This is a genomic window from Caulobacter sp. FV2ye17ST, from assembly GCF_058680955.1.
In genome coordinates this window covers 3,760,338-3,786,326 of record NZ_CM178727.1, presented here as the reverse complement: position 1 = coordinate 3,786,326, position 25,989 = coordinate 3,760,338, and the positions used below count along the sequence as shown (strand labels likewise).

28 protein-coding genes are annotated in these 25,989 nt (G+C 67.1%); 17 read left to right on the top strand and 11 right to left on the bottom strand.

Going from position 1 to position 25,989, the window contains the following annotated elements; translation table 11 throughout:
- Positions 1-789 precede the first annotated feature (789 nt).
- The gene (locus tag ACW17V_RS18125; RefSeq protein ID WP_492106439.1) at positions 790-1,461 is read left to right on the top strand and encodes a hypothetical protein; all 672 of its coding nucleotides are present in this window, start codon (positions 790-792) and stop codon (positions 1,459-1,461) included.
- Positions 1,462-1,574: 113 nt separating this feature from the next.
- Here the strand turns inward: ACW17V_RS18125 and ACW17V_RS18120 are convergent, their stop codons facing one another.
- The 4 genes from ACW17V_RS18120 to ACW17V_RS18105 form a co-directional block, all read right to left on the bottom strand.
- Complete coding sequence (locus tag ACW17V_RS18120) at positions 1,575-2,534, bottom strand: DUF6624 domain-containing protein (RefSeq protein WP_492106438.1); 960 nt, start codon at positions 2,532-2,534, stop codon at positions 1,575-1,577.
- A gap of 86 nt (positions 2,535-2,620) precedes the next feature.
- On the bottom strand, positions 2,621-3,460 hold the full coding sequence (locus ACW17V_RS18115; RefSeq protein ID WP_492106437.1) for an aldo/keto reductase: 840 nt from the start codon (positions 3,458-3,460) through the stop codon (positions 2,621-2,623).
- Positions 3,461-3,480: 20 nt separating this feature from the next.
- On the bottom strand, positions 3,481-4,125 hold the full coding sequence (locus tag ACW17V_RS18110) for a Pr6Pr family membrane protein (RefSeq protein WP_492106436.1): 645 nt from the start codon (positions 4,123-4,125) through the stop codon (positions 3,481-3,483).
- Positions 4,122-4,481 carry an MmcQ/YjbR family DNA-binding protein gene (locus tag ACW17V_RS18105; RefSeq protein WP_492106435.1) on the bottom strand — a complete coding sequence of 120 codons (360 nt, stop codon included), beginning with the start codon at positions 4,479-4,481 and terminating at the stop codon, positions 4,122-4,124. Before ACW17V_RS18105 ends, ACW17V_RS18110 begins: the two co-directional genes overlap by 4 nt.
- A gap of 35 nt (positions 4,482-4,516) precedes the next feature.
- Here ACW17V_RS18105 and ACW17V_RS18100 point away from each other — a divergent pair, with 35 nt between their 5' ends.
- Positions 4,517-5,377 (top strand): SDR family oxidoreductase, encoded by an 861-nt coding sequence (locus ACW17V_RS18100; protein WP_492106434.1) that lies wholly within the window; start codon positions 4,517-4,519, stop codon positions 5,375-5,377.
- A 139-nt stretch (positions 5,378-5,516) separates the two neighbouring features.
- Here ACW17V_RS18100 and ACW17V_RS18095 read toward each other — a convergent pair whose 3' ends face one another.
- From ACW17V_RS18095 to ACW17V_RS18085, 3 genes are read right to left on the bottom strand one after another with little or no spacing between them, the layout of a single operon-like run.
- Complete coding sequence (locus ACW17V_RS18095; protein WP_492106433.1) at positions 5,517-5,861, bottom strand: VOC family protein; 345 nt, start codon at positions 5,859-5,861, stop codon at positions 5,517-5,519.
- 43 nt (positions 5,862-5,904) lie between these two features.
- Entirely contained in the window at positions 5,905-6,564 is a 660-nt protein-coding gene (locus ACW17V_RS18090) for a class I SAM-dependent methyltransferase (RefSeq protein WP_492108826.1), read from the bottom strand.
- Positions 6,565-6,591: 27 nt separating this feature from the next.
- Entirely contained in the window at positions 6,592-7,548 is a 957-nt protein-coding gene (locus ACW17V_RS18085; protein ID WP_492106432.1) for a fatty acid desaturase family protein, read from the bottom strand.
- 73 nt (positions 7,549-7,621) lie between these two features.
- Here ACW17V_RS18085 and ACW17V_RS18080 point away from each other — a divergent pair, with 73 nt between their 5' ends.
- Entirely contained in the window at positions 7,622-7,966 is a 345-nt protein-coding gene (locus ACW17V_RS18080) for a lysozyme inhibitor LprI family protein (RefSeq protein WP_492106431.1), read from the top strand.
- Here ACW17V_RS18080 and ubiA read toward each other — a convergent pair.
- A complete protein-coding gene (gene ubiA / locus ACW17V_RS18075) occupies positions 7,963-8,892 on the bottom strand; it encodes a 4-hydroxybenzoate octaprenyltransferase (RefSeq protein ID WP_492106430.1) in 930 nt (309 codons plus the stop codon). The two genes, ACW17V_RS18080 and ubiA, sit on opposite strands and share 4 nt — an antisense overlap.
- Positions 8,893-9,103: 211 nt before the next feature.
- On the opposite strand from ubiA, the gene ACW17V_RS18070 reads away from it, so the two are divergent.
- The 5 genes from ACW17V_RS18070 to ACW17V_RS18050 all read left to right on the top strand — a co-directional run bounded on the left by ACW17V_RS18070 (position 9,104) and on the right by ACW17V_RS18050 (position 14,006).
- Positions 9,104-10,567, top strand: a complete 1,464-nt coding sequence (locus ACW17V_RS18070; RefSeq protein WP_492106429.1) for a catalase — start codon at positions 9,104-9,106, stop codon at positions 10,565-10,567.
- 88 nt (positions 10,568-10,655) lie between these two features.
- Complete coding sequence (locus ACW17V_RS18065; protein ID WP_492106428.1) at positions 10,656-10,922, top strand: hypothetical protein; 267 nt, start codon at positions 10,656-10,658, stop codon at positions 10,920-10,922.
- Positions 10,923-10,984: 62 nt separating this feature from the next.
- Positions 10,985-11,251 (top strand): DUF454 family protein, encoded by a 267-nt coding sequence (locus ACW17V_RS18060; protein ID WP_492106427.1) that lies wholly within the window; start codon positions 10,985-10,987, stop codon positions 11,249-11,251.
- A gap of 98 nt (positions 11,252-11,349) precedes the next feature.
- Complete coding sequence (locus ACW17V_RS18055; RefSeq protein ID WP_492106426.1) at positions 11,350-12,153, top strand: hypothetical protein; 804 nt, start codon at positions 11,350-11,352, stop codon at positions 12,151-12,153.
- Between the two features lie 59 nt (positions 12,154-12,212).
- Positions 12,213-14,006, top strand: coding sequence for an ABC transporter ATP-binding protein (locus ACW17V_RS18050; RefSeq protein WP_492106425.1), 1,794 nt, complete (start codon positions 12,213-12,215; stop codon positions 14,004-14,006).
- Positions 14,007-14,131: 125 nt separating this feature from the next.
- Here the strand turns inward: ACW17V_RS18050 and ACW17V_RS18045 are convergent, their stop codons facing one another.
- The gene (locus ACW17V_RS18045; RefSeq protein WP_492106424.1) at positions 14,132-15,862 is read right to left on the bottom strand and encodes a DUF4153 domain-containing protein; all 1,731 of its coding nucleotides are present in this window, start codon (positions 15,860-15,862) and stop codon (positions 14,132-14,134) included.
- A gap of 100 nt (positions 15,863-15,962) precedes the next feature.
- On the opposite strand from ACW17V_RS18045, the gene ACW17V_RS18040 reads away from it, so the two are divergent.
- The 3 genes from ACW17V_RS18040 (at position 15,963) to ACW17V_RS18030 (ending at position 18,379) form a co-directional block, all read left to right on the top strand.
- Complete coding sequence (locus ACW17V_RS18040) at positions 15,963-17,459, top strand: S10 family peptidase (RefSeq protein WP_492106423.1); 1,497 nt, start codon at positions 15,963-15,965, stop codon at positions 17,457-17,459.
- A gap of 94 nt (positions 17,460-17,553) precedes the next feature.
- Entirely contained in the window at positions 17,554-17,937 is a 384-nt protein-coding gene (locus ACW17V_RS18035) for an iron chaperone (protein WP_492106422.1), read from the top strand.
- Between the two features lie 145 nt (positions 17,938-18,082).
- A complete protein-coding gene (locus ACW17V_RS18030) occupies positions 18,083-18,379 on the top strand; it encodes an immunity protein TriTu family protein (protein WP_492106421.1) in 297 nt (98 codons plus the stop codon).
- A 118-nt stretch (positions 18,380-18,497) separates the two neighbouring features.
- Here ACW17V_RS18030 and ppk2 read toward each other — a convergent pair whose 3' ends face one another.
- The gene (ppk2, locus tag ACW17V_RS18025; protein ID WP_492106420.1) at positions 18,498-19,259 is read right to left on the bottom strand and encodes a polyphosphate kinase 2; all 762 of its coding nucleotides are present in this window, start codon (positions 19,257-19,259) and stop codon (positions 18,498-18,500) included.
- 46 nt (positions 19,260-19,305) lie between these two features.
- Between ppk2 and ACW17V_RS18020 the strand changes: the two genes are divergently transcribed.
- The 4 genes from ACW17V_RS18020 to def all read left to right on the top strand — a co-directional run bounded on the left by ACW17V_RS18020 (position 19,306) and on the right by def (position 23,564).
- Positions 19,306-20,028, top strand: a complete 723-nt coding sequence (locus ACW17V_RS18020; RefSeq protein ID WP_492106419.1) for a 16S rRNA (uracil(1498)-N(3))-methyltransferase — start codon at positions 19,306-19,308, stop codon at positions 20,026-20,028.
- 121 nt (positions 20,029-20,149) lie between these two features.
- Positions 20,150-21,511, top strand: a complete 1,362-nt coding sequence (locus ACW17V_RS18015) for a glutamate--cysteine ligase (RefSeq protein WP_492106418.1) — start codon at positions 20,150-20,152, stop codon at positions 21,509-21,511.
- Positions 21,512-21,723: 212 nt separating this feature from the next.
- Positions 21,724-23,034: a DNA recombination protein RmuC gene (locus ACW17V_RS18010; RefSeq protein WP_492106417.1), complete on the top strand. Its 1,311-nt coding sequence runs from the start codon at positions 21,724-21,726 to the stop codon at positions 23,032-23,034.
- A gap of 8 nt (positions 23,035-23,042) precedes the next feature.
- Positions 23,043-23,564, top strand: coding sequence for a peptide deformylase (gene def / locus ACW17V_RS18005; protein WP_492106416.1), 522 nt, complete (start codon positions 23,043-23,045; stop codon positions 23,562-23,564).
- 245 nt (positions 23,565-23,809) lie between these two features.
- Here the strand turns inward: def and ACW17V_RS18000 are convergent, their stop codons facing one another.
- A complete protein-coding gene (locus ACW17V_RS18000) occupies positions 23,810-24,166 on the bottom strand; it encodes a cell surface protein (RefSeq protein WP_492106415.1) in 357 nt (118 codons plus the stop codon).
- Between the two features lie 114 nt (positions 24,167-24,280).
- On the opposite strand from ACW17V_RS18000, the gene fmt reads away from it, so the two are divergent.
- Both fmt and truA read left to right on the top strand, forming a co-directional pair.
- Positions 24,281-25,207: a methionyl-tRNA formyltransferase gene (gene fmt, locus ACW17V_RS17995; protein WP_492106414.1), complete on the top strand. Its 927-nt coding sequence runs from the start codon at positions 24,281-24,283 to the stop codon at positions 25,205-25,207.
- A complete protein-coding gene (truA, locus tag ACW17V_RS17990; protein WP_492106413.1) occupies positions 25,207-25,950 on the top strand; it encodes a tRNA pseudouridine(38-40) synthase TruA in 744 nt (247 codons plus the stop codon). The genes fmt and truA overlap by 1 nt, the downstream gene beginning before the upstream one ends.
- Positions 25,951-25,989 lie beyond the last annotated feature (39 nt).

Genomic DNA, 25,989 nt, shown 5'->3' with positions numbered 1-25,989 from the left:
GGAACCGCGATTGTCTGAAGGCGGACGCAGGTTCCTTGCGGGTCCGGGCGGCCCGACACGGCTTTTCGGCTTCACGCGGCAGGCCCGCTGAAGACATGCCTGTTGGTCCCGCCGGCAATGCCGGCGGTTGGGGGAGGCGGCGGAGCGTCCGGGCCAGGCCTGCCCCCTTCCCCCTTTGATGGGGGAAGGGTTGGGGATGGGGGTGACAGCGGTTCAGGAAGTGGCGCTGCCGGTGTGAAATCGTCCGGCGGGGTCACCCCCATCCCTGCCCTTCCCCCATCAAAGGGGGAAGGGTTGTGTTTCCGGTGTTGCAGGCCGTGAAGTCGCCACCTCCCCAAACCCCGTCATCCCGGGAACGAGTCCCGGGACCCATGGTTCAGCCGCCCCGCCTTCGATCACGTCTGCGCCGCCCGTGCGGCGGACAGATGGGTCCCGGGAACAAGTCCCGGGATGACGGAGGATTATGGGTTCTGAGCGCGAAGCCGCCGCCCCATCGGGCAGAGCCATCCTTACATCTCACGGCGAGACGATCGCAGGGCTGATCAGGTCACTCAAGGCCGACGCTTCGCGTCGCCGCGAAGCGGTCGCCGGAGGCGAGCCTTGACTGACCTGATCAGCCCTGCACGCTGCAGCCTCCAGGAGATTTAAGGATCCCACCGACCTTGGGGTCGGGTTTCGAGCCGTTGCAAATTTTTGGCGCGACCAAACTAATCTCTGCTCTTGGTGTAGCCGTGGCACGCTCGTGTCCCGAGCGTTCTTGTTCCAAACCATCAACCGTCTGGACCCGCTGTGACCAAACTGAGCATTCCTGCCGGGCTGCCGCCTTGGCGCGTCATCACTTACGATCTTCACAGCAAGGGGCTCGCGGAAAGCGCGGAAGCCTTCTTCAAGGTTGCGATTGAACCGACGTGCACGGCTGTCGCGATGGAACTGGCGAGCGTCACACGCGGGCCAGCCAACGAGGAAATCTACCGTTGGGACAGCCTCCGAGACAATCAACTCGAACTCCATCGCTCCTTTGCACTGGCGCTTGGCGGGATGTGGGAGCGCCATTTTCGGCAGCACCTCTCTCAGTCCCTAATAATCCTATGTCCCGGCAAGGGCAGCAAGGACGTTGAGGACGCCTATTGGCCCGAGCTGGGTAAGCTCTTCAGAAAAGCACGAGGGTTTCCACTGTCTACTTTTCGAAGCTGGAACGAAATTGAGCTTCTTCATCGCGTATCGTCGGCTGTACGGCATGGGAATGGGCCCTCAACGGAGAGCCTCTTCAAGACCAATCCCGAACTGTTTGGACATCAGCCGATCACCGACTTCTTGAAATATTTCACCTTGGGGGGTGAACCGAACCACTCAGTGCACAAGCTGGAGATTACTTTGGACCGCCTTGTTGCCTTCAAGGACGCTATCGTGGATTTCTGGCTCACGATTGATGCGCTGCGGATGTCGTCGCCTACACCGTAGCGTTCGGAGCGCGGCGGAGGGCAGCAACCCCGTGCATCTGAATTGCCGGCAACTGCTGGCCCGGCATCTTGCCGTGGGCCTGGCCGACGTTCTCAGCGTAAAGGCTCAGGCGCTCAACCCACCGGCTTCCGGCAACGGAACAGCGCCTGGTATTCCGCCAGGCTCGTCATGCCGACCTCGCCGCGCAGGCGGTCGACCTCGGCGGGGTTTTCGAGCGGCGAGGTGAAGCGTTCGCCGTCCTTGCAGCCGCCTTGCGTGCCATAGCGCTGGGGGCGGCCGGTGTTGATGGCGACGCGGTCATAAAGGTAGGCGTAGTTCCGGGGATTGGTCTCGCCTTTCAGTCTCAACCCATCGAGCAGGGCGAGCACCTCTGTCTGGAAGGCGCTGTCGCTGTCGGCGTGCTGGACCAGCAGCCAGGCGTCCTTGTCGGCGTCCGCGCCGTAACGGGAGATATTGAACCAGCCCTGGGTCCGGATCTGGTGTTTGATCCAGGCTTGGTTGTCGGCGTCGGTGCGGCAGGCGCGGCTGAACAGCGACATACTGACGAGCGTCCTGGCTGACGCATTCAACGGGCCGAGCAGCGCCGCGTGCTCCGTGCCCAGTCGCATGACCTGATCCCGCGCGGTTCGCAGGGCCAATTCTCGGTCTCGCGCGCTGCGCGTGGCCGTCGCCCGGCTGACATAGGGCAGGATGAGCTTGTCGAGATCGGCGTCGCCGCTGGGAGTTCCTTTCAGCAAGGCCTCCACCGTCACGTCGAAATGCCGAACCGCGCTCGCCGCAGCGTCGCGGTTGCGCCGCCATTGCGCGGGCGAGCCGGCGGTCGTGACGCCCATCAGGCCGGTGCGGATTTCGACCTGGGCCTCGTTGAAACAAGCCTGGCCAGATCCGGCATGGCGTTTTTCGAGCGTGGCGTAGGTGTCGCTGAACAGCGCCTCAATGGTTGGGCCGTCGCGGTTCTCCCGCAGGCTCCAGTAGTTGAACACCCGCGCGGCCTCGGCGTCTTTCAGCAGGGTCTCAAGCGGAAAAGGGCTAGGCGCCGCGCCCGTCAGGGTCAGCGCGGCGACCAGCGCCAAACACCGCAAACGCCAGGTCATGGATGCCGCCCCCGCGATCAATCAGGAGTCGCAGGCTCGCGGAAAAATTGTGGCGAGTCGAGCGCCTAATCCACGTCCCAGCTATACGCCGCGTCCAGCCAGTTCCCCAGCCGCCCATCCGGCCGCGCCAGGGCGAACACCGCCGCCATCTCGGCATCGGTCAGCTCGAAGTCCAGCACGTCGAAGTTCTCGGCGATGCGGGCCGGGGTCTTGGTGCGGGGGATGGCGATGACGCCCTGCTGGATCAGCCAGCGCAGGGTGACCTGGCCCGGCGTCTTGCCGTGGGCCTGGCCGATGGCGATCAGCACCGGGTCTTCGGCGACCTTGCCCTGGGCCAGGGGCGACCAGGCGGTGATCGAGGTTCCGGCCGCGTGGGTGGCGGCGATCAGGGTCTTTTGCGACAGATAGGGGTGGTATTCGACCTGGTTGGTGGCGATCGGCGCCTTGGACAGCGCCTGGGCCTGGGCCATCACCGCCGAGGGGAAGTTGGACAGGCCGATGGCGCGGGTCAGGCCGCGATCCCTGACGTCGTTGAGCGCCGCCATGGTCTCGGCCAGCGGATTGACCGGATTGGGCCAGTGCAGGAGCAGCAGGTCGACATGGTCGAGCCCCAGGCGCTCAAGGCTCTTCTCGGCCGAGCGCTGCAGGTCGCCGGCCGCGAACTGGTCGATCCAGACCTTGGTGGTCAGGAAGATCTCGTCGCGCTTGATCCCGCTGGCGGCGATGGCCGCGCCGACGTCGCGCTCGTTGCGATAGGCCTGGGCGGTGTCGATGTGGCGGTAGCCGATCTCCAGGGCCTGCTCGACCAGCGGCCGGGCCGAGCCGTTCTCCAGCTGCCAGGTGCCAAAGCCCAGGGCGGGGATCAGGACATCGCCCGAACGGACGGCGGGAACGAGCTTGGACATCGGCACCTCTACGAAAGCAGTCAGGCGGATATGGGCGTCCCGCGGCCGATCGCCAGCCTGGCCCGGGCCTGATGAACCACCATGAACGCCAGGGCCACCAGCAGGAAGCCGCCCGCCATGACCAGCATGGTCACGATCACCGACAGGTAGCCATGCTTGCCGACATCAAAGAACGGATAGGGATAGAAGCCCGACAGCGCGCCATGGGCCAGGGTCCAGACGCCATAGATCGCCGGAAAGACCAGGGCCTTGGCGGCCGTGGCCCGTCCGGCCTCGCCCTGGCCGCCGCGCATCAGCCAGTCGACCAGGAACAGGATCGGGGTGACCGTGTGCAGCAGGATGTCGGATGCGAGGCGCAGGCCCCGGGGATCCCACAGGCCCGCCAGCAGGGTGTGATAGATCGCCGCCGTGATGGTCAGATAGACGGCCACGCTGATCCGGGTCGACGACCGTTCGGCCCAGATGGCGACCTTCGAGGTCGGGGCGGTCAGTGGCGCGGTCAGGACCACGGCGGCCAGGATGTTGCTGAGGATGGTGAAATAGCTGAAGAACTCGAGCGACTTGACCGCGCCCGAGGCCAGGGTCTCGTCATGGACCATCAGGCCGTACTGCAGGGCCGGGCCCAGCCAGGCCAGGACGGCGATCAGGATGCGCCAGGTTTTCATGCGGTCTCCCCTTTTGCGGCGTCCCAGGCTTTCAGCACCTTCTTGGGGGCGGTCGCGCGCCATTGCCGCTCGATCAGGCGTTCCACCGTTCCCGGATGAACCTGTGCCAGACGAACAAGAACATACGGATAATTCCGGAAGTGATCGGTGACGTGGAAGGTGTCGGGCTCGGCCTCCATCAGCATCTCGCGCTCGTCGAACCCCACGCCGGGGCAGACCAGGCTGGCGCCGTCCTCGTACAGCCGGGTCAGGAACTTGCCGTGGGCCTTCAGGCAGGGGCGGCCATAGGCCGTACTGTCCTCGATCCCGGGCAGGGTGAAGGCGAAGGCGCGCACCGCGTCATAGGTCATGGCCATGGGCGTTTTTCTCCCTGCTGGACTATAGAAACAGGATGGACGTTTCGAACACCCTGAAGACGCCGGTGCTGGTGCTGGGCGCGACCAGCCTGATCGGCGGCTATCTGCTGGATCGCCTGCGCGCGGCCGGCGTCGATCCGGTGGCGGTCAGCCGTCGGCCGCCGACCGGCGAGGCCTGCTGGCTGGACGCCGACCTGTCCGACCCACATCTGGAAGACGGCCTGCCGCCGGTGGCGACGGTGTTTTCGCTGTCGCCGATCTGGCTGCTGCCCGACGCCCTGCCGGCCCTGAAGGCCCGGGGCATGACCCGGCTGGTGGCCTTTTCCTCGACCAGCCGCTTCACCAAGCAGGCGTCGGACGTTCCCGAGGAACGCGCCGTGGCCGCCAGCCTGGCCGACGCCGAGGCCGCCGTGGAGCGGTTCTGCGCCGCCCAGGACGTGGCCTGGACCGTCCTGCGGCCGACCCTGATCTATGACGAGGGCCGCGACGGCAATGTCAGCCGCCTGGCCGGCCTGATCCACCGGTTTGGCGTGTTGCCGCTGTCGGGCCGGGGCGAGGGGCTGCGCCAGCCGGTCCACGCCCAGGACCTGGCCGTCGGCGCCCTGGCGGCGGCGACCGCGCCGGCCGCCGCGAACCGGGCCTATGACCTGGTGGGCGGCGAGACCCTGACCTATCGCCAGATGGCGACTCGGGTGTTCGAGGGCCTGCGTCGCACGCCGGTGGTGCTCTCCCTGCCGCCGGCGCTGTTTGGCTTGATGCTGAAGGCGGCCTCGCCGTTCCTGCCGGGCGCCACGGCGGCCATGGGCGCGCGGATGGGCGTGGACCTGACCTTCGACAGCGGCGATGCGGCGCGGGATTTCGGCTGGGCGCCGCGGGATTTCCGGCCGCGATTCTGAAATCTCCGCTCTTCAAACCTTGTCATCCCGCAAGCCTCGCAGAGGCTGTCCGGGACCCAGGGGCAGCGGCTTTGCGTTGGCCCCTGGGTCCCGGCTCTCCGTTTCGCTGCGGCCGGGATGACAAGCTAGTCTAGCGACCTCAGGTCTCGCTCCAGACCCCCAGCTCGTTGCCCGACGGATCGGTGAAGTGGAACCGGCGGCCGCCCGGAAAGCTGAAGATCGGCGCGGTGATCACGCCGCCCGCGGCCGTGACCTTGGCCGCCATGGCCTCCAGATCGTGCGCATACAGGATCACCAGCGGCTTGTCGGTCGAGCCTTCCTGCGGGGTGCAGAAGCCGCCGTCGGCGCCCTGGCCTTCAAAGGCGGCGTAGTCGGGGCCATAGTCGGTGAAGGTCCAGCCGAAGGCCTTCTCGTAGAAGCCCTTGGTGGCCGGCAGGTCGGTGGCGGGCCACTCGATATAGTCGATCTTGCCGTCTTCGCGCATGGTCGCGATCTCCAGTTTGTTCTCTTATTGTTCTAAAATACCGTCACGGCAGAGTCCAGACGCAGGTGCGCTTGACGGCGAAATCTTCCAGCTCGCGGGTGGTCTCGACCTGGTATTCCGCCAGCTTGATCAGGTCGTCCTTGCGGAAATAGGTGCGGCCCGGATCGCCGATCAGCACGGTGGAGCCAGAGGCGCGGCCCTGGCGCATCCAGGCCATCACCGCCTCGGCCATCGGCTTTTCGTAGCAGATGTCGCCGGCCAGCAGCACGTCGCAGGCGGGGGGCGGGCCGTCCAGCAGGTTGGCGTCGGTGAAGGCGATCTCGACTCCGTTGACCTGGGCGTTCAGGCTGACCGCCGCCTGGCAGAAACTGTCGATGTCATTGGCCAGCACGCTCTTGGCGCCCGCCTTCATCGCGGCGATGGCCACGATGCCCGAGCCGGTGGCGAAGTCGACCACGGTCTTGCCGGCGACGATTTCAGGGTGGTCGAGGATGTAGCGCGCCAGGGCCTGCCCGCCCGCCCAGGCGAAGGCCCAGAACGGCGGGGCCAAGCCCAGTTCCTCCAGGGCTTCCTCGGTCAGCTTCCAGATCGGGGTGATCTCGTCGGCCAGATGCAGGGACAGCTCCGGCGCATGCGGCGGCGCCTGGACGCGGGTGTTTTCAAGAATGAAGGCGCGGCGGCCTTCCAGCGTCTGGTCGATCATGGCGCGCTTAGAGCACGGCATGACGCCTCAAGCGATGACAGGCTTGCTCGACGCTTGCTTCAGCACGCTCAGATACCCCGGCGCCGTCAGCATGCCCTTCGTCAGCCCCTTCCGCTCCAGCAGCCGGTGCGCCAGCGGCAGGTTCCAGCACGGGGTGTGCATGAACATGTGGTGCTCGGCGTGGAAGTTGACGTGGTAGGGCGCGATCAGCAGGCGCTCGAGCCAGTTGGCCCGGGTGGTGCGGGCGTGGCGGAACGGGTCGGGCTCGTCCTTGGCCACCAGGGCGTGCTCGGCGATGTTGCGCAGGCGGGTGACCAGCGGAAACCAGGTCGCCATCGGCACGATCCATAGCGCCAGCCACGCCCACCACAGGCCGACCGCCGAGAGGGCGACGAGCAGGCCCAGGTTCCACAGCAGGAAGGGCTTCTGGCGAGCGATCTCGCCGCTGAAGATCGCGCCCTTCGGCTGCCCAATGGCTTTCGAGCCCTTGAGCTTGCCCAGCAGGGGGCCGAACCGCTGCTTGAAGAAGGTCTGGCCGGTCAGGTCGCGGATGATCTTGCGGTTCAGGGAGGCCCGCGTGGTCGGAAACGGCGCCGACAGGATCAGGTCGGGATCCTCGGCCTGCTGGGCGTATTTGTGGTGGGTCAGGTGATAGGGGCGATAGCTCTTCAGCGAGGCGCCGGTGGGGGCCGCGCAAAGCCACTCGCCGATCCAGTCATTGACCTTGAGGTTGGGATGCAGGCCGCCATGGGCCGCTTCGTGCATCAGGATCGCCAGCCCCAGCTGCCGCGCGCCGATGATCATCACCGCCAGCAGGTAGGTCAGCGGATTGGGGAAGGCGACGAACAGGGCGCCGGCCAGCAGGATCGTTCCCCAGGCGTGGGCCACCATCCAGATCCCGCGCCACGACGAGCGCGCCGAGACCTTCGCCCACTCATCGGGTGTAAACAGGTCCAGCGGCTTGACGCGTGAGGCGACGGTCATGGAACCATCATCCCACATTCAGCTTGGGTCATGAAGGATGACGTGGCGTCATCGCCCTTTCGGAGACTTGCCCATGCGTCCCGTGTCCCTCGGCCTCGTTCTCGCGCTCACCTGCCTCGCCGGCTCGGCCAGCGCCGCCAGCTTTGACTGCAGGAAGGCCCGCACCGCCGACGAGAAGGCGATCTGCGCCGAACGCGCCCTGAACGACAAGGATGTGCGGATGGACGTTCTGTACGGCATCAACAAGCGCACCCTGGCCATGGGCGGGCGCGGCGCGCTGATGGATCAGCAGCAGGAATGGCTGCGCAACCGCAGGACCTGCGGCGGCAACGAGGCCTGCCTCAACCGCGCCTATGACCGGCGGCTGGCCGATCTGGAGAAGAGCATGGAGCGGATCTACAGCAACGGGCCGTTCTAGAACCGCGTCTCCGGCTTCCACAGCCCCGCCACCAGCGCCAGGAACAGCACCAGCCCCGCCAGCGTGTTGGACTTGAACAGCTTCAGCGCGCCCGCCGGATCATCCAGCCTCAGCGCCGCCGCCTGCCGCGACAGATGCACCGCGAACAGCGCCGCCAGCGGCAGGAACAGCGCGCCCAGGTTTCCGACCCAGGCCGCCGCCACGGCCAGCACGAACGACGCGGCATAGAAGGCCGCAACCCCGTACTGCGCCTTGTCGCCCAGCTTGCGGGCCGACGATTTCACCCCGGCCAGGGCGTCGTCTTCCAGGTCCTGCACGGCGTAGATCGTGTCATAGCCCAGGGTCCAGAAGATGCCGCTGGCGTAGAGCAGGGCGGCGGTCCAGCTCAGGCTGTGGGTGGCCGCGGCATAGCCCAGCAGGACGCCCCAGTTGAAGGTCAGGCCCAGCCAGGCCTGCGGCCACCAGGTGATGCGCTTCATGAACGGGTAGGCGGCCACCAGGCCCAGCGACAGCACGCCCAGCCCGATGGCCAGCCAGCCCAGGCAGACCAGGATCAGAAAGCTGACCCCGCAGCAGCCGATCACGAAGCCCCAGGCCTGTTTGACGCTGATCTGCCCCGCCGGGATCGGCCGCATCGCCGTGCGACTGACCTGGGCGTCGAAGTCGCGGTCGACGATGTCGTTGAACGCGCAGCCGGCGGCGCGCATCAGGGCCGCGCCGACGAAGAAGGCGACCAGCAGGAACGGGTTGGGCCATTGGCCCTTCTCGGCCCCGGCCAGGGCGATGCCCTGCCAGCCGGGCAGCATCAGCAGCCAGATCCCGGCCGGCCGGTCAAAGCGCCCCAGCTTCAGCCACGGGCGCAGGGCCGGGGGCGCATGGCGGTCGACCCAGTTGGTCGCGGCGGCGTCGGGCAGGATGGTCGTCATGCGCCAAGGCTTAGCGCGCGAGGGCGGGGCAGGGAACACAGTGCGTTTGGACAAAATGCAGGCCCATCCTTCACGACCGCCAGCCCCGCCGCCCTTCAGGATCGCCCCGACCGTTCGTATAGATTGATCCGATGCTGTCGAACAAAAGGATCAATTGGATTTATGGAACCACAGCGGTCACCTTGAGCAGACCAAAGCGGCGGAGGCCACCATGACCGACAAGATCCTGACCACCACGGCCGGCGCGCCCATCGCCGACAACCAGAATTCCCTCAGCGCCGGCCCGCGCGGCCCGCTGCTGATGCAGGACTACCAGCTGCTGGAAAAGCTGGCCCACCAGAACCGAGAGCGGGTGCCGGAACGCGTCGTCCACGCCAAGGGCTCGGGCGCCTATGGCACGCTGACGGTCACCCAGGACGTCACCCGCTGGACCAAGGCCAGGTTCCTGTCCGAGGTGGGCAAGAAGACCGAGATCCTGATGCGCTTTTCCACCGTGGCCGGCGAGCGCGGCGCCGCCGACGCCGAGCGCGACGTGCGCGGCTTCTCGATCAAGGCCTACACCGAGGAAGGCAACTGGGACATGGTGGGCAACAACACCCCCGTGTTCTTCGTCCGCGATCCGCTGAAGTTCCCCGACTTCATCCGCACCCAGAAGCGCCACCCGGTCACCAACCTGCGCTCGCCGACGGCCATGTGGGACTACTGGTCGCTGAGCCCCGAAAGCCTGCACCAGGTGACGACGCTGTTCAGCGATCGCGGCCTGCCGCAGGGCTACCGGTTCATGCACGGCTTCGGCAGCCACACCTATTCGTTCATCAACGACGCCAATCAGCGCGTCTGGGTGAAGTTCCACTTCAAGTCGATGCAGGGCATCAAGAACTGGACCAACGCCGAGGGCAACGCGGTGATCGCCAATGATCGCGAGAGCGCCCAGCGCGACCTGTTCGAGGCCATCGAGGGCGGCGATTTCCCGCGCTGGAAGTTCTGCATCCAGGTGATGACGGAGGCCCAGGCGCAGACCTTCCGCTGGAACCCCTTCGACCTGACCAAGGTCTGGCCGCATGCGGAGTTTCCGCTGATCGAGGTCGGCGTCGTCGAGCTGAACCGCAACGCCGACAATTATTTCGCCGAGATCGAGCAGTCGTCGTTCTCGCCCTCGAACATCGTGCCGGGTATCGGTTTCTCGCCCGACAAGGTGCTGCAGGCGCGGATCTTCGCCTATGCCGACGCCCACCGCTATCGGATCGGGACCCACTATGAGGCCCTGCCTGTCAACCGTCCGCGCTGCCCGGTCAACCATCAGCACGCCGACGGCGCGATGCGCTTCGACAGTCCGCCGCGTACGGAAGCCTGGTACGAGCCCAACAGCTTCGGCGGTCCGGTGGAAGACAAGCGTTTCGCCGAACCGGCCCTGCCGCTGTCGGGGGACGCCGACCGCTTCGACCATCGCGGGGTCAGCGACGACTACACCCAGCCGGGCGACCTGTTCCGGCTGATGAACGCCGACCAGCAGCGCCAGCTGTTCGACAATATCGCCGCGGCCATGCACGGCGTGCCGGTCGAGATCCAGAAGCGCCAGCTGGTCCACTTCCACCGCGCCGATCCGGCCTATGCCGCCGGCGTCGCCCACCGCATCGGGGTCGCGTTCGATCCCGCCGCGATCGCCGCCGAATAGTCCGCCTATCCGGACCGTTCGTCGGCGCGGGGAGGGCGGCTTGCTCCCGCCCGTCGCTCTCCCCGATCCCTTCGACAGGAGTCATCCCATGTCCGACGTCCGCCCGACCGATCCGCAATCTGTCCTGTTTCGCCTGGCGGGTTGGCTGCTGCTGATCGTGGGCGCGGCGCTGGGCGTCGTGACGCCTTCACCGGTGACGACGGCGTTGTGGACCCTCGCGGCCCGCGCCTTCGCCCGGGGCGGCGACACCGCGATGCTGCCGCGCCTGATGTCGGCCACCAAGTTCGGGCCGCGCATCCGGCGCAACCTCAACCGGCCGGCGCCGCGCCGGATCGGCGGGGTGTGCGAGGCCTGACGGTCTTGCGACTCGCTCTCACCATGCTCGACATGGACCGCGAGAGGGGCGATGGTCGCGCCATGAGCGTCGTCCCTGATCGCAAAGTGCGCCGTCGTCGCCTAACCCGCGTCGAGCGCTGGGCGCTGGACGGGGTGGGCGGCGCGCTGGTCGCTACCGGCGCGGTGGGCGTTGTGGTGCCGGGCATGCCGACCACGGTGTTCTGGATCGGGGCGGTGGTCTGTTTCCTCAAGACCCGGCCTCTGGTCGTGCGACCGCTGCTGCGCACGCCGGTGGTGGGGCCGGCGATCATCTGGTTCCTGCGCTGGCGGCCGTTCAGGAGGCGCTAGTTCCGACGCTTGCTGTAAAAACTTCTCTAATAGGTTGATTTTCATTGCGTCCGCTCTCGCCATAAGAGGTGATGGGATCACCTTTGGGGGAGGGGTCTATGGACGCTAGAACGCCGCTGATACTGGGTGATGAGCAGCCCACACCTACGGTGACCCGACGAGTTAGCCGCTCGACGTTCGCTAACACCAACGCCAAGCCGAAGAAGGTCCAAAAGCCCAGTAAGGCCCTTGGCTTGAGCGTGATCGGCGATCTGCTGTTGGGGACCCCTCTGCTTTTATTGCTGGTAGCGGCTATTCTGACGGCGATGGCAATCACGGGCTATGCTCTTGTCCGTGTTTTTGCGCCGCCGCTTCCGTTCCAACTTCCATTGCTGCCCCCAGAGGTGGAGGGCAACATTCTGGTGGCTGTTCTCTTCTTCTGGATGGAGGCCCTTGTCATTGTGCTCGGCCTGCGCCTTCTCGACCGGGCGAGGCTGCGGATGCTGGCGCGACGCCAACTGTTTTCGATCCAGGACGCCTTGGCGGGCTGCATCAATGGCATGGATGACGCGCGCTATGCTTATGCCGTTCATCTGGATGAGAATGCGGATGAGAACGGACGCTACAAGGAGCTCGGCGGGTTGAACCGAGATCTGGCGCGAATGCGTCGGACTTTCGTTCGCGAGATTTTTTGCGACACTGAACTTACAGAGGTCGCTGCTCGCCTAGTGGGGCGAGTGATGCGCACGTTAGATATTTTCGTTCAGGAAACCTACGAACTTGTTCGCCGCGCTGAGGCGTTGAATTCGTCAGCGCCGCCCGTCGGTTTGGAAGCCTGTCTGATTGAAACCTTCGACCGGACGGAAACCTCCGAACTGCGAGCTCTTGAGCGGTTGATCGACGAAATCCGACGCGACCTTTAGCGGCGCTCGGCCGCTCTCGGCTCGCCATATTGCCCGGCAGGCCCTATCTAGCCGGCATCATGAGCGACTTCATCGACGACGAGGACGAAGCGGGCGTCCGCAAGCGGGCGCTGTCCAACGGGCAGGTGCTGGGCTTCATCGCGCGGTTCTGGAAGCGGCGGCCGGTGCTGTTCGGGCTGGGCGTGGCCCTGACCCTGGCCGCCGTGGCCTTTGACCTGGCCCTGCCCTACGCCTCGGGACACCTGATCGACGCGGTGGTCGAAAAGCCGCGTGGCGACCCGGCCGCCTGGTCGGCGCTGTGGCTGTTCGTCGGCGTCTATCTGGCCTTCGCGGTGGTGCGCAACATCTCGCACCGGTTCTGGATTCCGCTGGCCGCCCGCAACATGGAAGAGATGACCAACGAGGGCTTCGCCAAGGTGCAGGCCTTCTCGTCGGACTGGCATGCCGACAGCTTCGCCGGGGCCACGGTGCGCAAGCTGACCCGGGCCATGTGGGGCTATGACAGCGTCACCGACGCGGTGACCATCTGGCTGGGTCCCGGCCTCGTTGTGCTGGTTGGCCTGTCGGTGATGATGCTGTTTCGCCAGCCGATGGCGGGCGTGATCTCGCTGGTGGTGATCGCCGCCTATCTTGCGGCCAACCTGATCGTCATCGAGCGCTATGTGCGACCCAGCAACCTGCGCTCCAACGCGCTGGATTCGAAGATCGGCGGGGCCCTGGCCGACGCCGTGACCTCCAACCCGACCGTCAAGAGCTTCGGGGCCGAGGCGCGCGAGACCGCCCGGATCGCGCAGGTCACGGCCCAGTGGCGTGAGGCGGTGATGGTCACCTGGAGCCGCTTCACCGACGTGTGGCTGGGCCAGAACCTGTTGCTGGTGGTGCTGCAGGCGGGTCTGACCGGTTCAATGGTCTGGGGCTGGGCCCACGGCACCGCCAGCCCCGGCGACGTGGCCTTCGCCATCACCGCCTTCATGCTGATGAGCGGCTATCTGCGCAATCTGGGTGAGAACATCCGCATGCTGCAGAAGGGCCTGGACGACAGCGAGGACGTCGCCGCCTGGGACCGTCTGGCCCCGCAGATCGCCGACGCCCCCGAGGCTCTCGCCTTCCAGGTCGGTCCCGGCGCCATCGCCTTCGAGACCGTGACCTTCCGCTACAAGGCGGCCGGCGCGCCGCTCTATGACCAGTTCTCGCTGACCATCGCGCCCGGCGAGCGGGTGGCGCTGGTGGGGCCGACGGGTTCGGGCAAGTCGACCTTCGTCAAGCTGATCCAGCGCCTGCACGACCTGCAGGGCGGCCGGATCGTCATCGACGGCCAGGACGTGTCGGCGGTGACACAAGGGTCCTTGCGCCGCGCCATCGCGGTGGTGCCGCAGGACCCGGCCCTGTTCCACCGCACGCTGCTGGAGAACATTTCCTACGGCAAGCCGGACGCCACCCGCGAAGAGATCGAGGCGGCGGCCCGCAAGGCCCATGCCCACGACTTCATCCTGGGTCTGCCCAAGGGCTACGACACCCTGGTGGGCGAGCGCGGCGTCAAGTTGTCGGGGGGCGAGCGCCAGCGCGTGGCCATCGCCCGCGCCTTCCTGGCCGACGCGCCGATCCTGGTGCTGGACGAGGCCACCTCATCCCTCGACGTTGAGACCGAGGCCGACGTCCAGGTCGCCGCCGAGGCCCTGATGGCCGGCCGCACCACCATCGTCATCGCCCACCGCCTGTCGACCGTGCGCGGCGCCGACCGCATCCTGGTGTTCCAGAAGGGCCGGGTGGTGGAAGAGGGCCGCCATGCCGAGTTGAAGGCCAAGGGCGGGGTCTATGCGCGGCTGAATGCGGTGAGCGAGGGGGTTGGGTAGCTAAATATCCGTGTCATCCCGGCCAAGCGCGTAGCGCGCCGAGCCGGGACCGCCGGAAACGGCGACGCTTGCCGTGGTCCCGGGTCTTCGCTGCGCTTCGCCCGGGATGACAGGATTTTTTCGGGCTACTTCCCAGGCCCAGGCCCCTCCACCGCACACCCCGCCGCGAACGGCGTAAAGGCCAGCCGCAGGTCGCCCACCAGAATGTCGCGACGCGGCACGGGATCGGCCATTCGGGCGGTCCCTGACTTCAGGGCCTTGTCCAGGTCGGTCCCGCTGCAGCGGGCCGAGGCCGTGCCGATCTTCTTCCAGCTGTCCTTGGGGAACCGCTTGATGACGTCCAGCGTCCCGCCGTTCGAGAACAGCACCTCCTCGTTGCCGTCGCCATCGACGTCCAGCAGCAGGGCCGAGCAGACCGTCTCCGGATAGACGCAGACCGAGTCGCCCTCCTGCGGCAGCCAGTCCTGCTTGACCAGGGTCTCGGGCAGCACGCGGCCGGTGGGATAGACGGTGGTGCGGGTAAAGCGCGGACGGGCGTCCAGCGGCGGGCGGACGGTCCAGGCCAGGGCCTGGGCGGCGCCTTTTGCGATCTCGGGGTTCTTGTCGGTCTTCAGCCGCGTCAGCACGGCCCGTCCATGGCGGCCGCCGTCGAAGCGCAGGAAGGCGTAGTCGAAGTCGGCGGGCTTGACCTTGCCGCGCTCCAGCCGGCTGACCTGATCATTGACCGACAGGCGGGCCGGGTCCGCGATGGGCGTGAAGAGTGCGGTCAGCAGGGCCAGGCTGACAAAGGCCATGACGATATTGGTCGTCTCCAGCGCCTTCATCCAGTCGCCCCTGCGCAGGGCGGCGATGGCGTAGCCGACAGCATAGCCGCCCGCGACCAGCACGAAGGCGCCGGCGAACACCCGATCGGGCGTCAGGCCATGCTGGCCAACCCGCAGGGCCAGGCCATAGGCGGCCAGCAGGCTGATGGGGATCAGCAGCAGGCCCGCGATCCGCGCCGCCCATTTCAGCACGGTCGGCGGCGGCTCGGTCCCGCACTGATAGGCGGCGTTGATCAGCACGATCAGATGGGCGGCGGCGGTCAGCAGCAGGGCGGTGGCGGCGCGGGTCTTCCACAGCGGCTCCAGACCCGTGAACGGCAGGCTGGCCAGGAAGCCGGCCGCGATCAGGGTCATCAGCGGCAGCAGCCAGGCCAGCAGCGTCAGGGCCACGGTGCGCACGCCGCGCACCAGGGTCGAGCGCACGTCGGTCAGCTGCACGGCCGCGGCGAACATCACCGTGGTGGCGGGGAAGGCGAAGGCCTCCTCGGCGATCAGCTTCTGGATGGCGTCGATGCCGATCAGCTTGAACAGCGACGCGCCCAGATACAGCAGGATCCAGAACGCGCCGGTGAAGCCCGCCGACAGGACCAGCTGCACCCCGTGCATCCAGGTAATGTCGAAATAGGCCGGATAGCTGGCCACCACCCGCCGCTCGGCTTGCGCCGGCTGGATCAGGTGATGGGCGATGAACAGGCCGGCGGCGATGGAGGCGAACACCGGGAAGTCGGGCATCTTGTCCGCGTCGACGCCCTGCCAGGCGCCGTAAAAGGCCAGGCCCGCCGTGAAGGCCGTGGCCCCCAGCGCCCAGACGATCAGGCTGGTCCGGCGCAGGGCCCCGATCCCGGCCAGCACCACGAAGGGCGCGAACAAAGCCACCAGCACCAGGGGCGCGAAGGCGAGCGGCTGGGTGGCCGGCCAGGCTTTGACGTTCTCGGCGTGGTGCAGCAGGAAGAGCGCCAGGCCCTGGAGAAGCCCCGTCCCCAGCCGGATAGCGGTGGTCGTTCGGGCCGATTGGCTTGCCGTGTGGTCCATAGCCGTATCCTCGCCTGTGCCGCGACAGGATCACGCCCTGAGGCCGTTGTGAAGCTGGCGATCATGCACTAGCAATTTCGGCCTCAGTATGGGGGTGTTGATGCGAAATTCATTCAGGGCAGGCCTGACGGCTCTGGTTTTGGCGGCCAGCCTAGCCAGCCCCAGTGGCGTTTTCGCCCAGGACGCCAAGGGCGGCGGCGACAAGCCGGCCGCCAGCGAGCTGACACCGTTCCCCGCCGACAAGTCGGTCAAGCAGACCGCCACGGTGGGCGGCAAGGTGCTGTCCTACACCGCCACGGTCGGCGCGATGCCGGTGCGCGACGAGAAGGGCAAGAAGATCGCCGAGGTGGTGTTCACCGCCTACACCCTGGACGGCCCGCGCGATCCCAATCGTCCGATCACCTTCGCCTTCAACGGTGGCCCGGGCGCGGCCTCGGTCTATCTGAACTTCGCCCTGGGCCCCAAGCGCGTGCAGTTCGGCGCCGAGGGCGACAGCCCCTCGGCGCCCGTGAAGCTGGAAGACAACCCCGCCAGCTGGATGGACTTCACCGACATCGTCTTCATCGACCCGGTCGGCACCGGCTTCTCGCGCAGCCTGACCACCGAGGAAGAGACCAAGAAGCGCTTCTATGGCGTGAAACAGGACATCGACTACCTGTCGCGCATCGTCTTCGACTATCTGGTCAAGACCGAGCGCCTGGCCTCGCCGAAATATCTGGTCGGCGAGAGCTATGGCGGCTTCCGCGGCCCGCGCCTGGCCTACACCCTGCAGACCGATCTGGGCGTGGCGGTGAAGGGCGTGGTTCTGGTCTCGCCGCTGCTGACCAGCGCTGGTCGCCAGGGCCAGGAAATCTCGCCCCTGCCGGCTATGTGGACCCTGCCGTCGATCGCGGCGGCCAAGCTGGAGCGCGACGGCAAGCTGACGCCTGAGGCCATCAAGGCCGTCGAGGACTATACGCGCGGCGAATACATGGTCGACCTGATGAAGGGCTCCGACCCGGCCGCCCTGGATCGCCTGACGACCCGGGTCTCGGCCATGACGGGCCTGGATCCCAGGTTCGTGCGCCGGGCCGGGGGGCGGCTGGAGACCCAGTCGTTCCTGCGCGAGGTGTTCCGCGACACCGGCCGCCTGGGCAGCCGCTACGACAGCAACGTCACGGCGCTGGATCCCTTCCCCTTCGCGCCCGAGCAGGAGGTCAACGACCCGATCCTGGACGCCATCATCGCCCCGACCACCAGCGCCATCGTCGACTTCACCACCCGCATCGTCGGCTGGAAGCCGGACGTGCGCTATGACGCCCTGTCGGACGTGGTCAACCGCAACTGGGATCGCGGCAAGGGCCCCGACACCGAGTCGGTGACCGACCTGCGCAAGATCGTCTCGGTCGATCCGAAACTGAAGGTGCTGATCGTCCACGGCTATAACGACCTGTCGTGCCCGTTCTTCGCCTCGCGCCTGATCGTCGACGCCATGCCGGCCACCGTGGCCGGCCGCGTCACCCTGTCCAACTATGCCGGCGGCCACATGTTCTACAGCCGTCCCGACAGCGGCGCCGCGTTCCGCAAGGACGTGATGGCGCTCTACGGGGTTCGGTAGGACCCGCCTGTCCGTCCCCGGTCGATTGATCGGGGACGGATGTCGGATCAGGCTGCGGCGGGACGTCCTCGAAGATCTTCAGGGAGGAACCGCCGTGAAAGCCGCCGCCGCGTCGATCGACGCCTATCTCGCTGATGTTCCGCCAGACCAGCGCGCCGCGCTGGAGACCCTGCGCCGCCAGATCCGCCAGGCGGCTCCGGACGCGGAGGAAGGCATCAGCTATGGCCTGCCGACCTTCAGGCTGAACGGCGCGCTGGTGCATTTCGGCGCCGCCAAGAACCACTGCGCTTTCTATCCGCACAGCGTGATCGAACCCTTCGCCGACCGGCTGAAGGCCTATGACACCAGCAAGGGCACGATCCGCTTCCAGCCGGAAAACCCGCTGCCCGAGGCGCTGGTTCGCGAGATCGTTGAGTACCGCATCGCCCAGAACCTAGAGATCGCCGCTGAACGCGCGGCGCGGAAGCGGCGGCGGTAGACGATCCCTCTCTCTTTGAGAGAGGGAGGGGCCCGCCGCGAAGCGGTGGGAGGGTGAGAGGTTACAATTTCTCCGAACAGGGCGCGGGCGGCCTTCGAGCCAAGTCGGAAGTTGAACGCTTAAGCTCGTCGCGACATGATGTGCCGTGACTTCGCTGGACCTAGACGAGTGGCTTTCGGTGAACTCGGCACGGCTGGACGCGTACGCGCTGACCGTAACGAGATCCGAAAACTGGGACCAAGCTTCTAAGGATGGGTCGTGGTTTGATCTGGAGGGCATGGGCGCCTGGGGGCGTCTAACCTTCTGGCCGAATGGCAGAGCCGACATTGAGATCATTGATGTGGCGACGACGCGCACTGTGAAGTCTTCGTCAGACGTCACACTCGATGCGGATCGCCTTGACGGCTGGCTCACCGAACTCCTCGCGGCGAACGTCTCCTAACCGCCCCTTTCGTCCGGTCACCACAAACCGAGCTTCCCCGGACACGGTGAAACCTCTCACCCTCCCACCGCTTCGCGGCGGGCCCCTCCCTCTCTCTATGAGAGAGGGATTTTAGAGCCTACCGCGCCAGCCGTCCGTCGCTCAGCGCCGAGACCTCGAACGGGAAGATCACCTCGGGGTCGGGCTTCTCGATCCCCTTCAGCAGCTTCTTCTCGCCGGCCGCGTTCAGCAGCCAGCGGATGATATTGAGCCGCGCGGCCTTCTTGTGGTCGGCGCGCACGCAGATCCACGGCGCGGCCTCGGAATGGGTGCGGGTCAGCATCTCGTCGCGGGCGGCGGTGTAGTCGTCCCACTTGGCCTCGGCCACGGCGTCCAGGTCGCTGACCTTGAAGGCCTTCAGCGGATCCTCGCGGCGGGCCTTCAGGCGTTCGGCCTGGGTTTCGCGGCTGATATCCAGCCAGAACTTGGCGTAGCGCATGCCGTTGTCGACCAGCATCTTCTCGAACGCGGGCGCGTCGTTCAGGAACTGGGCGTGCTGCTCGGGCGTGCAGAAGCCCATGACCGGCTCGACGCCGCCGCGATTGTACCAGGAGCGGTTGAACAGCACCGCCTCGCCGCTGGCCGGCAGCCATTCGACATAGCGCTGGAAATACCACTCGCCCTGTTCGCGGTCTGACGGCTTAGGCAGGGCCACGACGATGGTGTTGCGTCGCGACAGGTGCTCGGTGATCCGGGCGATCGCGCCATCCTTGCCGGCGGAGTCGCGGCCTTCGAAGACGGTCAGGATCTTCCAGCCATCCTTGATGGCCTTCTGCTGCATCCGGATCAGGGCCAGTTGCAGGGCGGCGAGCTCGGTTTCGTAGTCATCTGACTTGCTCATGCGGTGAGCCTACCCTCGGAAAGCACAGTTGCGCTAGAAGGAGTCCATGATCCGTCTTTTCGTTCCCCAGGACCTGGCCCCCGGCTACGGCGTCATCCTGACCCTCGACCAGTCGCGCTATCTCACCTCGGTGATGCGCCAGGCCATCGGCGCGCAGGTTGCGCTGTTCAACGGCCGCGACGGCGAGTGGTCGGCCACCCTGACCGAGACTGGCAAGCGCGGGTCGCTGCTGAAGGTCGACGCGCAGGTCCGGCCGATGGCGCTGGGCCCCGACCTTGATCTGGTCATCGCCCTGGTCAAGCGCGGCCGGGTCGAGACCATCGTCGAAAAGGCCGCCGAGCTGGGCGTGCGTAGGGTGCGTCTGACCGTCACGCGCCGGACCAATGTCGACTTCGTCAAGCTGGGGCGCCTGGACGCCATCGCCATGGAGGCCGCCGAGCAGACCGGTCGCCTGGACGTGCCGACCGTGGAAGACCCGGTGAAGCTCTCCGAGATCCTCGAGGGCTGGGATCCTGCCCGCAGGCTGGTGTTCTGCGACGAGGGCGGCGACGCCCGCCCGGCCTTCGAGGCCCTGACGGGCAGCACGGCGCCCGCCGCCATCCTGATTGGTCCCGAAGGCGGTTTCGCGCCGGAGGAGCGCGAGCGGCTGCGGTCGCTGCCGTTCGTCACACCGGTGTCGCTTGGCCCTCGCATCCTGCGCGCCGACACCGCCGCGATCAGCGCCCTGACCCTCTGGCAGGCGGCGGCCGGCGACTGGCGGGAAACCTAAAGCGGTGGCCCCCTCTTGAGGTTCGCAAAGAAAACGCCCAATTGCGCAGCGTGACAGTCCGCGGTCGGGGGAAAGGGCCTCCCTTGCCGAGCCGAGTTTTTACCCTGGGGAGGGACGGCTTATGGCCGACACCGCTAGCCTGCAGGAGCGTCCGCTGACGCTCGACGAACTGACCGCCTATTTCGCCTCGGGCTCCAAGCCTAAGGAAGCCTTCCGGGTCGGCGCCGAACACGAGAAGTTCGGCTTCTATCTGAACAGCCACGCGCCCGTACCCTATGAGGGCGACAAGGGTATCCACGCCCTGCTGACCGGCCTGCAGCGCTTCGGCTGGAAGCCCGTGATGGAAGGTCCGACGATCATCGGGCTGGAGCGCAACGGCGCCAATGTCAGCCTGGAGCCCGGCGGCCAGTTCGAGCTCAGCGGCGCGCCCCTGCTGACCATGCACGACATCTGCGAAGAGACCGGCCAGCACCTGGACGAGGTTAAGACCGTCGCCGACGAGCTGGGTCTGGGCTTCATGGGCCTGGGCTTCTCGCCGGTGTGGAAGCGCGAGGAGGTGCCGGTGATGCCCAAGGGGCGTTACGTCATCATGCGCAACTACATGCCCAAGGTCGGCGGCCTGGGCCTGGACATGATGCTGCGCACCTGCACGGTGCAGGCCAATCTCGACTTCTCATCCGAAGCCGACATGGTCGCCAAGTTCCGCATGAGCCTGGCGTTGCAGCCCATCGCCACGGCGCTGTTCGCCAATTCTCCGTTCACGGAGGGTAAGCCCAACGGCTTCCTCTCCAGCCGCGCCAACGTCTGGACCGACACCGACGCCGACCGCACCGGCCTGCTGGATTTCGTGTTCGAGGATGGCTTCGATTTCGAGCGCTACGCCCGCTACGCCCTGGACGTGCCGATGTATTTCGCCAAGCGCGGCGACCGTTATATCGACCTGGCCGGCCGCAATTTCCGCGACTTCATCGACGGCAAGATCGACGAGCTGCCCGGCGAGCGCGCCTCGCTCAAGGACTGGGCCGACCACACCACGACCCTGTTCCCGGAAGTCCGCCTGAAGACCTATCTGGAAATGCGCGGCGCCGACGCCGGCCCGTGGAGCAGCCTGTGCGCCCTGCCGGCGCTGTGGACCGGCGTGTTCTACGACGACGCCGCCCTGGCCGCCGCCTGGGACCTCTGCAAGGACTGGACGCCGGAAGACCGCGCCGGCCTGCGCCGCGATGTGCCCAAGCTGGGCCTGAAGGCGATGGTCGCCGGTCGCTCCGCTCAGGACGTGGCCAAGGACTTCGTCGCCATCGCCAAGTCGGGCCTCAAGGGCCGGGCCCACATGAACGGCGGCTTCCTGGACGAGACCATCTATCTGGGCGAACTGGAAGAGATCGCCGACAGCGGCCGCACCCGGGCCGACAAGCTGCTGGAACTGTACCACGGCGCCTGGAAGGGCGATGTCAGCCGGGTGTTCACCGACTGCGCTTACTAGGCACAGCCACATAAACATCCGCTCTCCCCGGCGAAGGCCGGGGCCCAGATTCAGCCTGAGCGTCTGGGGATGACGCGCCTGTTGCCTTAGCCAAGCCGACAACCTCCCTGGGTTCGATCTGGGCCCCGGCCTTCGCCGGGGAGAGCGGGTTTAGGATAGGGCGGCAAAGGCCGTGCCTTCCACAGTCCCCCGACTCCGGCTAGGAACGGAGCATGAACTTTTCCGACCCGTTCCTGATCCTCGCCATCGTTTTCGCCCTGATCGCCGTGGCGGCCGCCCTCTGGGCCCTGTCCGCCACGCGGCGGGCGAGCGCGGCTGACGCCCGCGCCTGGGATCTGAACGCCCGTCTGGTCCAGGCCGATGAGCGCGCCCGGCTGCTGGAGGACCAGTCAGCCACCCAGGCCGAGCTGATCCGGGCCCAGGCCGCCCAGCAGGCTACGATGACCGCCAACACCGTGGCCGAGGCCCTGATCAAGCGGGCCGACGAGAACTTCAAGAGCCGCGAGGCCCTGGCCACGGCCCGGCTGGAAGCCCAGCTCAAGCCCGTCGCCGAGACCCTGGCCAAGTTCGAGGCCCAGGTCACCGCCGTCGAGAAATCCCGCGCCGAGGAGACCGGCGGCCTCAAGGCCCAGATCGCCGCCCTGATGGAGGCCTCGACCGCCACCCAGTTCGAGGCCCGCAAGCTGTCGGCCGCCCTGCGTCGCGGCGCCGGCGTGCAGGGCCGCTGGGGCGAGCAGACCTTGCGGAACGTCCTGGAGGCCGCCGGCCTTAACAAGCGCTTCGACTTCGAGGAGCAGTTCAGCGTCGACACCGAGGAGGGCCGTCGCCGGCCGGACGTCAAGGTGCGCATGCCCGGTGGGGCGGTGTTCGTGATCGACGCCAAGTGCTCGCTGAACGCCTTCCTGGAAGCCCAGGAATTGACCGAGGAGCTGCCGCGCGAGGCCGCCCTGCTCCGTCACGCCCAGAGCGTGCGCGCCCACATGACCAGCCTGTCGGCCAAGACCTACTGGGACCAGTTCGCCGCCGAGGGCTCGCCCGATTTCGTGGCCATGTTCGTGCCCGGCGACAGCTTCCTGGCCGCCGCCCTCGAACGCCTGCCCGACCTGATGACCGAGGCCATGGACAAGCGGGTGCTGCTGGTCACGCCCACCACCCTGTTCGCCCTGTGCAAGGCCGTCGCCTATGGCTGGCGGGTGGAAGACCAGGCCAAGAACGCCGCCAATATCGTCGCCGTGGGCCGCGAGCTCTACAAGCGGGTGGCGGTGATGGGCGCGCATGCGGGCGCTGTGGGCAAGGCGCTGGAAAGCGCGGTCGGCAAATACAACCAGTTCGTCGGCTCGCTGGAGAGCCAGGTCCTGACCCAGGCCCGCCGGTTCGAGGACCTGTCGGTCGACCACGAAGGCAAGGAAATCGCCGAGCTGACCCCGGTCGAAGGCGGCGTTCGCGCGTTGACCAAGCTGGCCCCCCAGGCCGGGATAGGACAATCCCCCACCTTGACGCTCGGGAATGAGCCCCTTACCTGACACCTATTATGGCTATCCGTCGCATCCTCACCGTCGATAACGCCGCCGATATGGCCGTGTTGAAGAAGATCTCCACCCCCGTCGAGGCGGTGACGGATGATCTGCGTCACCTGATGGATGACATGCTGGAGACGATGTACGACGCCCCGGGCATCGGTCTGGCCGCCGTGCAGATCGGCGAGCCCATCCGCGTCATCGTCATGGACCTGGCCCGCGACGGCGAAGAGCCGGCCCCGCGCTATTTCGTCAATCCCCAGATCCTGTCGGCCTCGGAAGAGACGCAGGGCTATGAAGAGGGCTGCCTGTCGGTCCCTGACTATTATGACGATGTCGAGCGCCCCTCGAAGGTGACGCTGCGCTATCAGGACTACAAGGGCGAGACCGTCGTCGAAGAGGCCGAGGGCATGTACGCCGTCTGCATCCAGCACGAGATGGACCACCTCGAAGGCGTGCTGTTCATCGACCACCTGTCGCGCCTGCGCCGCGACCGCGCCATCACCAAGGTGAAGAAGGCGCGCCGGGCGGCCTGATCTGATCCTCCCTGGGGAGGTCTGTTGTCTGTAAATCTCAAAAGGGTCGTCATCCCGGGACTTGTTCCCGGGACCCATTTGTCCGCCGCAGACGCCGAGCCGGAAATCACTCCGCTGATGAAGCTGAACCATGGGTCCCGGGAACAAGTCCCGGGATGACGATGAATTTGCGCGTGGCCTGGCCTTGCTCTGCCTCAGCTTTGATCACTGATCGTCATGCGGCGCAGCTCCGCCGCTAAACGTCCCTACCGCGTGGCCTCGTGGACCTCTTCCTTGGTTTCCTGACCGGCCTTCTTGGCGCCGGCCTTGATGTCGGAGCCGGCTTCCTTGGCGGCGTCGCCGGCCTTCTCACCCGCTTCCTGCATCGAGTCGGTCGCCTTGCCGGCGGCTTCCTTCAGTTCGGCGCCGGCCTCCTTGGCGCTTTCCTTCAGGGCCGTGCCGGCTTCCTTGACGTCGGGATCGCTGGAGATCTCCTTGGCCGCGTCCTTGATGTCGGTGGCGGCGGCCTTGGCGCCCTCCTTGATCTCGGTGGCGTGCTGGTCCGAGCAGGCGGCCAGCGACAGGGCCGCGGCGCAGACGGCGAAGATCAGGGTGGAACGCATGGTGGTGCTCCTGGGAAAAGTGTCGGTCCGATAACGGTCCCCCACGGCCAAGGTTCCGCCGGCCGCTTTCCCCTGCCGCTTTCCATGCAGGGCCGGGACCGCTAAACCGCGCCCATGCGCATCGCTTTCCTCGGCACCCCCGATTTCGCCGTCGCCTGTCTGGCCGAACTGGTCGCCTCGGGCCATGAGATCGTGGCCGTCTATTCGCAGCCGCCCGCCCCGCGCGGTCGCGGCCACGACCTGAAGCCCTCGCCGGTCCACGCCTTCGCCGAAGGGCTGGGCCTGCCCGTGCGGACGCCGGTCTCGATGAAGACGCCCGAGGAGATCGCGGCGTTCAAGGCGCTGGACCTCGACGCCGCCGTGGTAGTCGCCTTCGGCCAGATCCTGGTGCGCGAGGTGCTGGACGCGCCGCGCGAGGGCTGTTTCAACCTGCACGCCTCGCTGCTGCCCCGCTGGCGCGGCGCGGCCCCGATCCAGCGGGCGATCATGGCGGGCGACGCGGTCACCGGCGTCCAGGTGATGCGGATGAGCGAGGGCCTCGATGAGGGTCCGATCCTGATGTCCGAACAGGTGCGGATCGACAAGCTCGACACCGCCGGCTCGCTGCACGACAAGCTGGCCGCCGTGGGCTCGCGCATCCTGCCCGTGGCCCTGGGCGCCATCGAGCGCGGCGGGGCCCGCGAGACGCCGCAGAGCGAAGACGGCGTCACCTACGCCAAGAAGATCAAGTCGGCCGAGGCCCGCATCGACTGGACCCGCCCCGCCGCCGAGGTCGACTGCCACATCCGCGGCCTGTCGCCCTTCCCCGGCGCGTGGTTCGAGGCGCCGTCCGAGAAGGGCCCGGTGCGTGTGAAGGCCCTCCTGTCACGTGTGGAAGATGCTGAAGGCGCGCCCGGCGCGGTGCTGGACGACAGCCTGCTGATCGCCTGCGGAGACGGCGCGATCCGCCTGCTGAAGGCCCAGCGCGAGGGCAAGGGCGCCCAGGACGCCGGCGACTTCATCCGGGGCTTTCCGCTGGCCGCCGGAACCCTGCTGGCCTGATGCCCCGCTACCGCCTCCTCGTCGAGTATGACGGCCGGCCCTATAACGGCTTCCAGGCCCAGGCGACCCTGCCGTCGGTGCAAGGGGCGATCGAGGCGGCGGTGAAGGCCTTCTGCGGCCAGGAGATCCGGATCGCGGCGGCGGGGCGCACCGACACCGGCGTCCATGCGACGGGCCAGGTCGTGCATGTGGACCTCGAGCGCGACTGGCCGGCCCAGACGGTCATGAACGCCCTCAACGCCCACCTGACCCGCGAGGCGGTCAGCATCCTGGCCTGCGAGATCGCGGAGGGGGACTGGCATGCCCGGTTCTCGGCCAATGAGCGGCGCTATCTCTACCGCATCCTCAACCGCCCCGCGCCGCCGGCGCTGGACAAGGGCAGGGTCTGGCATGTGAAGAAGCCGCTGGATGCGCAGGCCATGCACGCGGCCGCCCAGCATCTGGTGGGCCTGCACGATTTCACGACCTTCCGCGACATGCACTGCCAGGCCAAGTCGCCGCTGAAGACCCTCGACGTGGCCCGGGTGTGGCGCGAGGGCGAGGTAGTCTGTCTGGCGTTCGAGGCGCGCAGCTTCCTGCATCGGCAGGTGCGGTCGATGACCGGCACCCTGGTCGAGGTCGGGATCGGGCGGTGGAGCGCGGAAGACGTGAAGGCCGCGCTGGAGGCCCGGGACAGGACCGCTTGCGGGCCTGTCGCGCCCCCAGACGGGCTCTATCTGGTGGGCGTGGGTTACGGCGACTGACGCCGAACGCCCCCTCCGTCACGCTGCGTATCCGCAGCG

Excerpts from the sequence above, each read along its gene's own strand:
- ACW17V_RS18115 (WP_492106437.1), bottom strand. The coding sequence starts at position 3,460 with ATGTCCAAGCTCGTTCCCGCCGTCCGTTCGGGCGATGTCCTGATCCCC.
- ACW17V_RS18110 (WP_492106436.1), bottom strand. The coding sequence starts at position 4,125 with ATGAAAACCTGGCGCATCCTGATCGCCGTCCTGGCCTGGCTGGGCCCG.
- ACW17V_RS18105 (WP_492106435.1), bottom strand. The coding sequence starts at position 4,481 with ATGGCCATGACCTATGACGCGGTGCGCGCCTTCGCCTTCACCCTGCCC.
- ACW17V_RS18100 (WP_492106434.1), top strand. The coding sequence starts at position 4,517 with ATGGACGTTTCGAACACCCTGAAGACGCCGGTGCTGGTGCTGGGCGCG.
- ACW17V_RS18095 (WP_492106433.1), bottom strand. The coding sequence starts at position 5,861 with ATGCGCGAAGACGGCAAGATCGACTATATCGAGTGGCCCGCCACCGAC.
- ACW17V_RS18090 (WP_492108826.1), bottom strand. The coding sequence starts at position 6,564 with ATGATCGACCAGACGCTGGAAGGCCGCCGCGCCTTCATTCTTGAAAAC.
- ACW17V_RS18085 (WP_492106432.1), bottom strand. The coding sequence starts at position 7,548 with ATGACCGTCGCCTCACGCGTCAAGCCGCTGGACCTGTTTACACCCGAT.
- ACW17V_RS18080 (WP_492106431.1), top strand. The coding sequence starts at position 7,622 with ATGCGTCCCGTGTCCCTCGGCCTCGTTCTCGCGCTCACCTGCCTCGCC.
- ubiA (WP_492106430.1), bottom strand. The coding sequence starts at position 8,892 with ATGACGACCATCCTGCCCGACGCCGCCGCGACCAACTGGGTCGACCGC.
- ACW17V_RS18070 (WP_492106429.1), top strand. The coding sequence starts at position 9,104 with ATGACCGACAAGATCCTGACCACCACGGCCGGCGCGCCCATCGCCGAC.
- ACW17V_RS18065 (WP_492106428.1), top strand. The coding sequence starts at position 10,656 with ATGTCCGACGTCCGCCCGACCGATCCGCAATCTGTCCTGTTTCGCCTG.
- ACW17V_RS18060 (WP_492106427.1), top strand. The coding sequence starts at position 10,985 with ATGAGCGTCGTCCCTGATCGCAAAGTGCGCCGTCGTCGCCTAACCCGC.
- ACW17V_RS18055 (WP_492106426.1), top strand. The coding sequence starts at position 11,350 with ATGGACGCTAGAACGCCGCTGATACTGGGTGATGAGCAGCCCACACCT.
- ACW17V_RS18050 (WP_492106425.1), top strand. The coding sequence starts at position 12,213 with ATGAGCGACTTCATCGACGACGAGGACGAAGCGGGCGTCCGCAAGCGG.
- ACW17V_RS18045 (WP_492106424.1), bottom strand. The coding sequence starts at position 15,862 with ATGGACCACACGGCAAGCCAATCGGCCCGAACGACCACCGCTATCCGG.
- ACW17V_RS18040 (WP_492106423.1), top strand. The coding sequence starts at position 15,963 with ATGCGAAATTCATTCAGGGCAGGCCTGACGGCTCTGGTTTTGGCGGCC.
- ppk2 (WP_492106420.1), bottom strand. The coding sequence starts at position 19,259 with ATGAGCAAGTCAGATGACTACGAAACCGAGCTCGCCGCCCTGCAACTG.
- ACW17V_RS18020 (WP_492106419.1), top strand. The coding sequence starts at position 19,306 with ATGATCCGTCTTTTCGTTCCCCAGGACCTGGCCCCCGGCTACGGCGTC.
- ACW17V_RS18015 (WP_492106418.1), top strand. The coding sequence starts at position 20,150 with ATGGCCGACACCGCTAGCCTGCAGGAGCGTCCGCTGACGCTCGACGAA.
- ACW17V_RS18010 (WP_492106417.1), top strand. The coding sequence starts at position 21,724 with ATGAACTTTTCCGACCCGTTCCTGATCCTCGCCATCGTTTTCGCCCTG.
- def (WP_492106416.1), top strand. The coding sequence starts at position 23,043 with ATGGCTATCCGTCGCATCCTCACCGTCGATAACGCCGCCGATATGGCC.
- ACW17V_RS18000 (WP_492106415.1), bottom strand. The coding sequence starts at position 24,166 with ATGCGTTCCACCCTGATCTTCGCCGTCTGCGCCGCGGCCCTGTCGCTG.
- fmt (WP_492106414.1), top strand. The coding sequence starts at position 24,281 with ATGCGCATCGCTTTCCTCGGCACCCCCGATTTCGCCGTCGCCTGTCTG.
- truA (WP_492106413.1), top strand. The coding sequence starts at position 25,207 with ATGCCCCGCTACCGCCTCCTCGTCGAGTATGACGGCCGGCCCTATAAC.